The sequence below is a fragment of the Streptomyces sp. BRA346 genome (assembly GCF_052851135.1).
This window is the reverse complement of sequence record NZ_JAIWIH010000010.1, coordinates 137,361-146,751: the sequence shown is the minus strand read 5'-3', so window position 1 is coordinate 146,751 and position 9,391 is coordinate 137,361. Positions and strand designations below refer to the sequence as shown.

Genomic DNA, 9,391 nt, shown 5'->3' with positions numbered 1-9,391 from the left:
TCTTCGGTTTCAACCTCGACCGCCGGATGTTCGAGGTGCTGGAGTGCATGCCCACCGTCCCCGGCGCCATCGGCGCCTTCCGCCGGGACGCGCTGCTGGGCGTCGGCGGGGTCAGCGAGGACACCCTCGCCGAGGACACCGACCTCACCATGGCCCTGTGGCGGGCCGGCTGGCGGGTGGTGTACGAGGAGACGGCCGTCGCCTGGACCGAGGTGCCCACCTCGCTGCGCCAGCTGTGGCGGCAGCGCTACCGCTGGTGCTTCGGCACGCTCCAGTCCATGTGGAAGCACCGCCGGGCCGCCGTCGAGCTGGGCCCGGCCGGGCGCTTCGGGCGCCGGGGGCTGTCGTACCTGGTCGTCTTCCAGGTGCTGCTGCCGTTGATCGCGCCGGTCGTCGACCTGTTCGCCCTGTACGGTGCGCTCTTCCTCAGCCCCGTGCAGTCGGCCGGGATCTGGTGCGCGTTCCTCGCGGTCCAGCTCGTGTGCGCCGGATACGCGCTGCGGCTGGACGGGGAGCGGATGCGGTCGCTGTGGTCGCTGCCGTTCCAGCTCTTCGTCTACCGGCAGCTGATGTACCTGGTGGTCATCCAGTCCGTGGTCGCCGCGCTGCTCGGCGCCCGGCTGACGTGGCACCGCATGCACCGCTCGGGCACCGCCGCCCAGCAACTCCGATCGAACGATCATGAAGAACTGTCGTCTATTTGATGTAGGACTGGTGAACATGCAGACTGGCGCGCCATGAACGAGTGGGCGGACGGGCGGACCGACAGGAACCAGTACGGCGGCGGGATGGACACGCCGCACGTCCTCACGGGCGAGGTGTGGGGCTACGGCGAGTACGTGCATCAGGCACATCAGGCGCACCAGGCGCACCAGGCGCACCTGATGCCGCCGCCGAGCACGTACGTGCCCCCGGCGGACCCGCTGACCTACGCGGCACCGGCGGACCCGCTGACCTACGCGGCACCGGCGAGCCCGCTGGCGTCCTCGCCCTCGGCGGCCACGGTGATCTCCCTCTCCTCCCCGGCCGCCGTGGGGCGGCCGGGGATCCCGTCCCAGCGCGGGGGCGGGGCGGCGGGCCCGGGCCAGGGCGGGGCGGGCTCCGGCGGCGGGCCGACCCTCAGACGGAGACCGCCCAAGCAACCGGCCAGCCGGCGCCGCCGGATCGCGCGGGCGGTGGCCCTCCTGGTCTCCGTCCCGCTCGTGGCGTCCGCCGGTACCTACGTCTGGGCCGACAGCACGCTCGACCGCAAGGTCGACCTCGACAAGGCCGCCGCGGACCGCCCGCCGGGCAAGGGCACCAACTACCTGATCGTGGGCTCCGACAGCCGCTCGGGGCTGTCCGGCGCGGCCAAGAAGCAGCTGCACACCGGCTCCGCCGACGGCGGCCGCACCGACTCGATGATGGTGCTCCACACCGGTGCCCACGGCAGCACGCTGATGAGCCTCCCCCGTGACTCATGGGTGACGATTCCCTCGTTCATCCGCCCCGAGACCGGCAAGCACTACCCCGCGGCCCGGAACAAGCTGAACGCGGCCTACTCCCTCGGCGGCCCCGATTTGCTCATCCGCACCATCGAGCGAAACACGGGTCTGCGCCTCAACCACTACGCGGAAATAGGATTCGCGGGATTCGTGGGCCTGGTGGACGCGGTCGGCGGCGTGGACATGTGTGTGAAGAAGAATGTACGGGACGAGAAATCGGGCCTGAATCTGACCAAGGGCTGTCACAACCTCGACGGCGCCAAGGCACTCGCATTCGTCCGGCAGCGCCACCAAGAGGCCGAGGGCGACCTCGGACGGTCAAAGAATCAACAGAAATTCCTCGCCGCGCTCGCCCACAAGGCCGCCACGCCGGGCGTCGCCCTCGACCCGTTCACGATGTACCCGACGATGCGCGCGGGGCTGGACACGCTCATCGTCGACAAGGGCATGGAGATGCCCGATCTCCTGTCGCTGTTCCAGGCGATGAAGGGCGTGACGGCCGGTGACGGGAAGCGGGTCAACGTCCCCGTCTCCAACCGGGACTTCCGGACCTCGAAGGGCAGCGCCGTACGGTGGAACACGGCCCGGGCGAAGAAGCTCTTCGGCGAGTTGAGGCACGACCGGCCGGTGAGCCGCGACCTGCGCTGAGACGAGGCGCGGACACGTTTCGAGGGGCCCGGTCCGTCGACCAGGCCCCTCGTTTCCCCCTCCACAGGGCTCCCTCTGAATCCCCCCGGATCCCCTCCCAGGAAGCCCGATGCCAGGTACGACCTGCCGAGGCCCGGAAGGGTTGCACGATTTTCCGAAGTTATCGATCTGTGACCGCGCGGCCGCAGAACTCCGCCTCGATCACGTCGAAGTAGCGGGCCGAGTCCGGGAGCCGGTCGCCGTTGGCGTTGAACACCAGCTGGTGCGTGCCGTCCTCCGTGCCCACCATCACCGACAGCGAGCCATTGGTACGGCCGGTCTTGCCCACCACCTTCACACCGCAGAACAGGGTGGCCACCTCGACCCCCAGCCCGTACTCGATCACCCCGTCCGAGGGCACCGCGTTCAGCATCTCGTCCAGCTGGGCGCGGGGCAGCAACCGGCCGCGCTTCACAGCACGGTCGAAGCGGTTGAGGTCACCGGCGGTGGAGATCAGCTCGCCCGCCGCGCCCAGCCAGCTCATGTTCTGCTCGGTGGCGTCGTGGACCGGCGCGTCGGCGGAATCGTCGTGGAGCCAGGAGTACGCGACGGGGTGCGGCTTCGGCATCTTCGGCCCGGTGCCGGGGAAGAACGTCTCGCGCAGCTTCAGCGGCTTGATGATCCGCCGCTCGACCTCCTGGGCGTAGGAGCGTCCCGTCACCTTCTCGATGACCATGCCCGCGAGGACGTAGTTGGTGTTCGAGTACCACGGCTTCCCGCCCGGTGGGGAGTGCTTCATCGCGACCGCCACCAGGTCCTCGGGCGCGTAGGTGTCGTAGCGGTGCTGGGGGAAGCCGCTGCCGGAGACGTTGACCTGGAAGTCCGGGTCATCGGTGTAGTTGTAGAGGCCGCTGGTGTGGTTGAGCAGGCTTCGCAGGGTGATCTTGCGACCGTCGTTGTCGTTGCCCCGCACCACCCCGGGCAGCCACGTATCGACCGAGTCGTCCAGGCTCAGCCGCCCCTCCGCCTCCAGTTGGAGGAGAACGGTCGCGATGAACGGCTTGGTGATGCTCGCCGCCCGGAAGTGCTCCTCGGGCGTTCGTTTCCTGCCGGTGTCGGTGTCCGCGTACCCCGCCGACCCGAACCAGGTCTCCCCGCCCTCCCGCACCATGGCCGCCACCCCGGGCGTCCCGCCCTCCGCCACCCACTGCCGCAGCGCGTCCCGCGTCGCCTCGTGGCCGTCCTTCGTGACGGCCGTGGCCGCGTGCGCGGGCGTGAGGGTTGCCGCGCCCACGGCCAGGGTCACCGCCAAGGCGCATAAGCCAGTGCGTGCCGTTCGCTGTCTCATCCGTGAACCTCCGGGTCACCGCAGGGGCGTTGAGTTGCCCCTGCGGAGTGACGGACGCGGCCCGCGCCCCCGGGGTTGATCCAACGTCCTGGGGTCGGCCGCCGGTATCGCCCTGATCGTGGTGGCGAGCCCCGGTCGCGCCCATCCCCCCTCCCGGCCACGCTGAGAGGGACGTCAGTGCGCCTGGTAGCGGGCCACGTTCTGATCGGGTTGGGTCTGGCCGGGTGGTGTGCTGTGGCGCCGGAAGCCGGACTTCTCCAGCACCCTGATGGAGGGCGGGTTCGACAGCTCCACGGTGGCGTGCACCGTGTGGACGCCCGGCGCGCCGAGCGCGAACGCGGTGAGGGCGCGGGTGGCCTCCGGGGCGTAGCCGTGGCCCCGGCGGGACGGCACGATGCCGTAGCCGATTTCGAGGGCGCCGTCGCTCGGCGGCCAGAACAGGCCGATCGAGCCGATCACCCGCCCCGTGGCCCGCTCGATGATCAGCCGGTGGCCGTACGGGCCCCACCAGGCAGGGTGTTCGGCGAAGAGCCCGGCGATGGCCCGGTCGCCCTCGGCGGGGAAGTCGTCGGCCCAGTGCGACGCCCGGGCGCCGTCCAGCACGGCGGTGACGTCGGCGGGGGTCCATGACCGCAGGACGAGGCGGTCGGTGGTCAGGTCGGGATGAGTCGGTTGGGCGGAAGAAGAAGACACGCGGTGCTCCTGGTCGTTCGGAGGGCCCGGCCGCATGCGGGCCGGACGAGGGCATGCTGATGAGGGCTGTCGGCAGCCATATTCATCAAGCTCCCTCGTCACCGATGAGCACGCGTCTCTCGCGCCGCGACGACCCTAGCCACACTGCGCGGTCCCCACAACGAAGTTGAGCCGTGGGTCACTCGCAGCCCATCCCCCGCTTGACCCTCGGCCACACCTCGACGCCCCGTGGCGTTTGGACGTACGCCTTCGATCCGTCGGCCGCCAGCCACAGCCACCAGTCGTCCAGGCGGAAGCCGGTGTCCTTCGCGTCGGGCGGCAGGGTCGCGTCCCCGTCGTAGCGGGAGGTGAGCATGACGGGCGGCAGGACGCCGTCGGGGTCACGTGCGTACAGCTTGTGGGCCGAGCCCCGGCCCATGCCGAGGAAGTGCGCCTTCTGCCAGTCGCAGTGGGCCGCGCCCTCGGAGCTGCTGAGGAGGGAGACGGGTACGCGGTCGCCGTTCTCATCCGTCCAGATCTCGTACTCCTGCCGGTCGGTGAAGCTCCGCGGCAGCTCCGCCGGGTCGCAGGAGGCGCTGGCCTCCGGGCCCCAGCCGGGGCGGTGCGGCTGGTCCTTGGCGACGATCACGGCGACCTTGGTCCTGCCGCGCACATCGAGCGAGTAGAGCACCCGGTCCCTCGCGGTGCGCTCGACGCGGTAGCCCTCCCGCGGGACGTCGGGCTGTTCGATGTCGAAGTAGCCTTGAGGCCGCCCTCCGGGCTCGAACCGCCGTCGCCCTCGCTCCATCGGTCGCCGCGGCCGCCGGAGTAGATGGCCCCGTCGCATTCCAGGGCCCTCCCGGCGGCGCCCGACGCGGCCATCAGGGCCTTCGGGCTCTCGCTGTCGTCGGTGTCGGCGTCCTTGAACGGGACCCTCAGCGGGCCGCTGTACGGGGTGGCCGGCGGCCCTCGATCACGAGCCGATTGTCGGCCTCTCCCCCGCAACCCGCCACCGATAAAACGGCGGCGAGGACCATCACGCCCACCCCATGCGCTCTCCACCTGTCCATGACGCCTCCGCGGCTCGCCGACGCTCGTTCGACCGATATGCCCGGAGGAAGGTTGCGCGGGCCAGCTGCTAGCTTCCGGAGACGTGAACGACAGCGTGAAGGGCAACGTGAACGACAGCGTGTACGTGGGCAACGCGGGCAAGGACGCGGCACTGGACCGGGGCTGGATCCTCGGGCACTTCAAGGACGCCGACGACCCCCGCCACAGTGCGGACGTGGAGATCAAGTGGGGTGTCCACCCGCCCGGGGACGAGCGGGCGCAGTGGGTGCGGGGCGAGGAGCGGACGGCTCTGCTGGTGCTCATCAGCGGCCGCTTCCGCGTGGAGCTGCCCGGCCGCAGCGTCCTGCTGGAACAGCAGGGGGATTACGTGGTGTGGGGGCACGGAGTCGACCACTCCTGGGTCGCGGAGGAGGAGTCGGTGGTGCTGACCGTGCGGTGGCCTTCGGTGCCCGGATACGCGGTGCCGCCGGAGGAGGACAAGGCGAACGGGCGTCAGGAGCCGTAGAGCCAGCTCCCGATCGCCGCCTCGTCGACCAGGCCGTACAGCCAGTACGCGGCGGGCGCCAGGACCAGGGCCATGACGCCGCAGCGGACCATGGCCGGGGCCATGATCGTGATGCCCTCCCACTGGCTGGTGATCGAGCGAAAGTCGCGCCACCGACGGATGTCGCCGCCGGAGCACGCCCAGAAGAGCGCGCCGAACACGACGAACACCCCGCCGAAGACGAGCGCGAAGCCGCCGACGACCGCGATGAATTCCTCCCGGTCGTTGTGGTCACCGACGCACCACATGGCGATCAGCAGGACGACGATCGATGCCAATCCGTGCAGCGCACCGCGCAGCAGGACGTCACGTACCCGCAGCCGTGGCTCGATGATCCGGCGCTCCCCCGAGTTCATGGCCGCACCCTACCCGGCCCCGGTTACAGCACCAGCGACCGGTAGCGGTCGGCCACCTCGGCCAGGACTTCGGCGCCGTCGCGGGCCCAGAGGTCCGGGTTGAAGATCTCGACCTCGATGGGTCCGTCGAAGCCCGTCGCGTCGACCTGTTCGCGGAACCAGCGGAAGTCGACCGCGCCGTCACCGAGTTGGCCCCGGCCCAGCAGCACGCCCTCCGGCAGCGGTGTGATCCAGTCGGCGAGCTGGAAGGCGGCGATGCGGCCCCCGGCGCCCGCGCGGGCGATCTGGGCGGCCACGGTGTCGTCCCACCACAGGTGGTAGGTGTCCACGACGACGCCGACCTGGTCGGCCGGGAAGCGGACCGCCAGGTCGAGGGCCTGGGCGAGGGTCGAGACGACGCAGCGGTCGGAGGCGTACATCGGGTGCAGGGGCTCGATGGCCAGGCGGACGCCGCGCTCGGCGGCGTACGGGCCCAGCTCGCCCAGCGCGTCGGCGATGCGCTCGCGGGCGGCGAACAGGTCGCGGCTGCCGGCCGGGAGGCCGCCGGAGACCAGGACCAGGGTGTCGGTGCCGAGGGTGGCGGCCTCGTCGATGGCGGTGCGGTTGTCGGCGAGGGCGGCGGCGCGTTCACCGGGGTCGATCGCGGTGAAGAAGCCGCCGCGGCACAGCGACGTGACGGTCAGCCCCGCGTCGCGGATGAGCCGGGCGGTGGCCTCCACGCCGTACTTCTGGACCGGCTCGCGCCACAGGCCGACGCCCGTGACGCCCGCCTTGACGCAGCCCTCCGCCAGCTCGGGCAGCGACCACTGCTTGATCGTTTCCTGGTTGAGGCTCAACCTGGGCACGGCGTTCACTGGGCGACTCCCTGGACGGACAGCAGGTGCTTCATACGGGACTCCGCCAGCGCCGGGTCCGGGAACAGGCCGAGGCCGTCGGCCAGTTCGTACGCCCGCGCCAGGTGCGGCAGCGAACGGGCCGACTGGAGGCCTCCCACCATCGTGAAGTGCGACTGGTGGCCCGCCAGCCAGGCCAGGAAGACCACGCCCGTCTTGTAGTAGCGGGTCGGGGCCTGGAAGAGGTGGCGGGAGAGGTCCACGGTGGGGTCGAGCAGGGCGCGGAAGCCCTCGGTGTCACCGGTGTCCAGGCGGCGTACGGCCTCGGCGGCGAGCGGGCCCAGCGGGTCGAAGATGCCCAGCAGGGCGTGGCTGAAGCCGCGGTCGTCGCCCGCGATCAGCTCGGGGTAGTTGAAGTCGTCGCCGGTGTAGCAGCGCACCCCGTCCGGGAGGCGGCGGCGCAGGTCGATCTCGCGCTGGGCGTCGAGCAGGGAGACCTTGATGCCGTCGACCTTGTCGGGGTGGGCGGCGATCACGTCGAGGAAGGTGCGGGTGGCCGCGTCCAGGTCGCTGCTGCCCCAGTAGCCCTCGAGGGCCGGGTCGAACATGGGGCCCAGCCAGTGCAGGATGACCGGCTCGCGCGCCTGGCGCAGCAGGTGGCCGTAGACGTCGAGGTAGTCGTCCGGGCTCTTGGCGGCGGCGCACAGGGCGCGGGAGGCCATGAGGATCGCCTGGGCGCCGGACTCCTCGCAGACGGCGAGCTGTTCCTCGTACGCGGTCCGCACCTCGGCCGTCGTGCGGTCGCCGGGGGCCAGCTGGTCGGTGCCGACGCCGCAGGCGATGCGGCCGCCGACCGCCTGGGCCTCGGCCGCGGAGCGGCGGATCAGCTCGGCGGCACCCGCCCAGTCCAGGCCCATGCCGCGCTGGGCGGTGTCCATGGCCTCGGCGACGCCGAGCCCGTGGGACCACAGGTGGCGGCGGAAGGCGAGGGTGGCGTCCCAGTCGACGGCGGCGGGGCTGTCGGGGCTGACGTCGGCGTACGGGTCGGCGACCACATGGGCGGCCGAGAACACGACGCGGGACGTCAAAGGGGCCCCGGTCGTCAGGGAGAGCGGCTCGGTGCGGGGCTCGTAGGGGCGGGTCGCGCCGCCCGGCCCGGGGAGGCGGAGGGTCACAGGGTCAGCTCCGGGACGTCGAGTCGGCGGCCCTCGGCCGAGGAGGCGAGGCCCAGCTCGGCGAGCTGGACGCCGCGGGCGCCGGCCAGCAGGTCCCAGCGCCAGGGCTCGTCGAGGGCGACGTGGCGCAGGAACAGCTCCCACTGTGCCTTGAAGCCGTTGTCGAACGCGTCGTTGTCCGGGATCTCCTGCCACTGGTCGCGGAAGGACTCGGTGGCCGGGAGGTCCGGGTTCCAGACCGGCTTGGGGGTGGCCGAGCGGTGCTGGACGCGGCAGTTGCGCAGGCCCGCGACGGCGGAGCCCTCGGTGCCGTCGACCTGGAACTCGACCAGCTCGTCGCGGTTGACGCGGACCGCCCAGGAGGAGTTGATCTGGGCGATGGCGCCGCCTTCGAGCTGGAAGATGCCGTAGGCCGCGTCGTCGGCGGTGGCGTCGTACGGCTTGCCCTGCTCGTCCCAGCGGTTCGGGATGTGGGTGGTGGCCTGGGCCTGGACGGTGCGGACGGGGCCGAACAGCTCGTGCAGGACGTACTCCCAGTGCGGGAACATGTCGACGACGATGCCGCCGCCGTCCTCGGCGCGGTAGTTCCACGAGGGTCGCTGGGCGCTCTGCCAGTCGCCCTCGAAGACCCAGTAGCCGAACTCGCCGCGGATGGAGAGGATCTTCCCGAAGAAGCCGCCGTCGATGAGCCGTTTCAGCTTCAGCAGCCCCGGCAGGAAGATCTTGTCCTGGACGACGCCGTGCTTGATGCCCGCGGCCTGGGCGAGCCGGGCCAGTTCGAGGGCGCCGTCGAGGCCGGTGGCGGTCGGCTTCTCGGTGTAGATGTGCTTGCCCGCCGCGATGGCCTTCTTGATGGCCTCCTCGCGGGCGGAGGTGACCTGGGCGTCGAAGTAGATGTCGACGGTCTCGTCGGCGAGCACGGCGTCCAGGTCGGTGGAGACGTCGGCGACCGGGTCGAGGCCGTGGCGCTCGGCCATCGCCTTCAGGGCGTGCTCGCGGCGGCCGACGAGCAGCGGTTCGGGCCACAGCACGCTGCCGTCGCCGAGGTCGATGCCGCCTTGTTCGCGGATGGCGAGGAGGGACCGGACGAGGTGTTGGCGGTATCCCATCCGGCCGGTCACACCGTTCAAGGCGATCCGCACGGTCTTGCGTGTCACGTGGCTTCGTCTCCTCACCAGAGTCACCAGAGGTCTCGTAGTCACCAAAGGTCTCGTAGTAAGCGCTTCACAGTAAGCGCTTACTAGTAGCTACGCTAACCGCCCCGGCCACCCCCTGTACAGA

10 protein-coding genes are annotated in these 9,391 nt (G+C 71.1%); 3 read left to right on the top strand and 7 right to left on the bottom strand.

The genetic code is table 11. From position 1 onward, the window contains the following. Both LCH29_RS15695 and LCH29_RS15690 read left to right on the top strand, forming a co-directional pair. Positions 1 to 704 (top strand): glycosyltransferase (locus LCH29_RS15695; RefSeq protein ID WP_446462349.1); only part of this gene is annotated, 704 nt, incomplete at its 5' end. 33 nt (positions 705 to 737) lie between these two features. Further along, the gene (locus LCH29_RS15690) at positions 738 to 2,132 is read left to right on the top strand and encodes an LCP family glycopolymer transferase (protein ID WP_446462348.1); all 1,395 of its coding nucleotides are present in this window, start codon (positions 738 to 740) and stop codon (positions 2,130 to 2,132) included. 160 nt (positions 2,133 to 2,292) lie between these two features. On the opposite strand, the gene LCH29_RS15685 is transcribed toward LCH29_RS15690, so the two are convergent. From LCH29_RS15685 to LCH29_RS15675, 3 genes are all read right to left on the bottom strand, one after another. Continuing rightward, the gene (locus LCH29_RS15685) at positions 2,293 to 3,459 is read right to left on the bottom strand and encodes a serine hydrolase domain-containing protein (protein ID WP_446462347.1); all 1,167 of its coding nucleotides are present in this window, start codon (positions 3,457 to 3,459) and stop codon (positions 2,293 to 2,295) included. Between the two features lie 174 nt (positions 3,460 to 3,633). After that, positions 3,634 to 4,152: a GNAT family N-acetyltransferase gene (locus tag LCH29_RS15680; protein ID WP_446462346.1), complete on the bottom strand. Its 519-nt coding sequence runs from the start codon at positions 4,150 to 4,152 to the stop codon at positions 3,634 to 3,636. 178 nt (positions 4,153 to 4,330) lie between these two features. Continuing rightward, entirely contained in the window at positions 4,331 to 4,939 is a 609-nt protein-coding gene (locus LCH29_RS15675; RefSeq protein ID WP_446462345.1) for a hypothetical protein, read from the bottom strand. Positions 4,940 to 5,308: 369 nt separating this feature from the next. Between LCH29_RS15675 and LCH29_RS15670 the strand changes: the two genes are divergently transcribed. Then, complete coding sequence (locus LCH29_RS15670) at positions 5,309 to 5,707, top strand: signal peptidase I (protein ID WP_446462356.1); 399 nt, start codon at positions 5,309 to 5,311, stop codon at positions 5,705 to 5,707. On the opposite strand, the gene LCH29_RS15665 is transcribed toward LCH29_RS15670, so the two are convergent. Genes LCH29_RS15665 through LCH29_RS15650 form a run of 4 tightly spaced genes read right to left on the bottom strand, consistent with a single transcriptional unit; the run spans position 5,695 to position 9,267 of the window. Then, positions 5,695 to 6,102, bottom strand: coding sequence for a DUF6336 family protein (locus LCH29_RS15665; protein WP_446462344.1), 408 nt, complete (start codon positions 6,100 to 6,102; stop codon positions 5,695 to 5,697). The genes LCH29_RS15670 and LCH29_RS15665 overlap by 13 nt on opposite strands. A 23-nt stretch (positions 6,103 to 6,125) precedes the next feature. Further along, entirely contained in the window at positions 6,126 to 6,956 is an 831-nt protein-coding gene (locus tag LCH29_RS15660) for a sugar phosphate isomerase/epimerase family protein (RefSeq protein ID WP_446462343.1), read from the bottom strand. Continuing rightward, complete coding sequence (locus LCH29_RS15655; protein ID WP_446462342.1) at positions 6,953 to 8,110, bottom strand: dihydrodipicolinate synthase family protein; 1,158 nt, start codon at positions 8,108 to 8,110, stop codon at positions 6,953 to 6,955. The genes LCH29_RS15660 and LCH29_RS15655 overlap by 4 nt, the downstream gene beginning before the upstream one ends. Further along, entirely contained in the window at positions 8,107 to 9,267 is a 1,161-nt protein-coding gene (locus tag LCH29_RS15650) for a Gfo/Idh/MocA family protein (protein WP_446462341.1), read from the bottom strand. Before LCH29_RS15650 ends, LCH29_RS15655 begins: the two co-directional genes overlap by 4 nt. Positions 9,268 to 9,391: the final 124 nt, after the last annotated feature.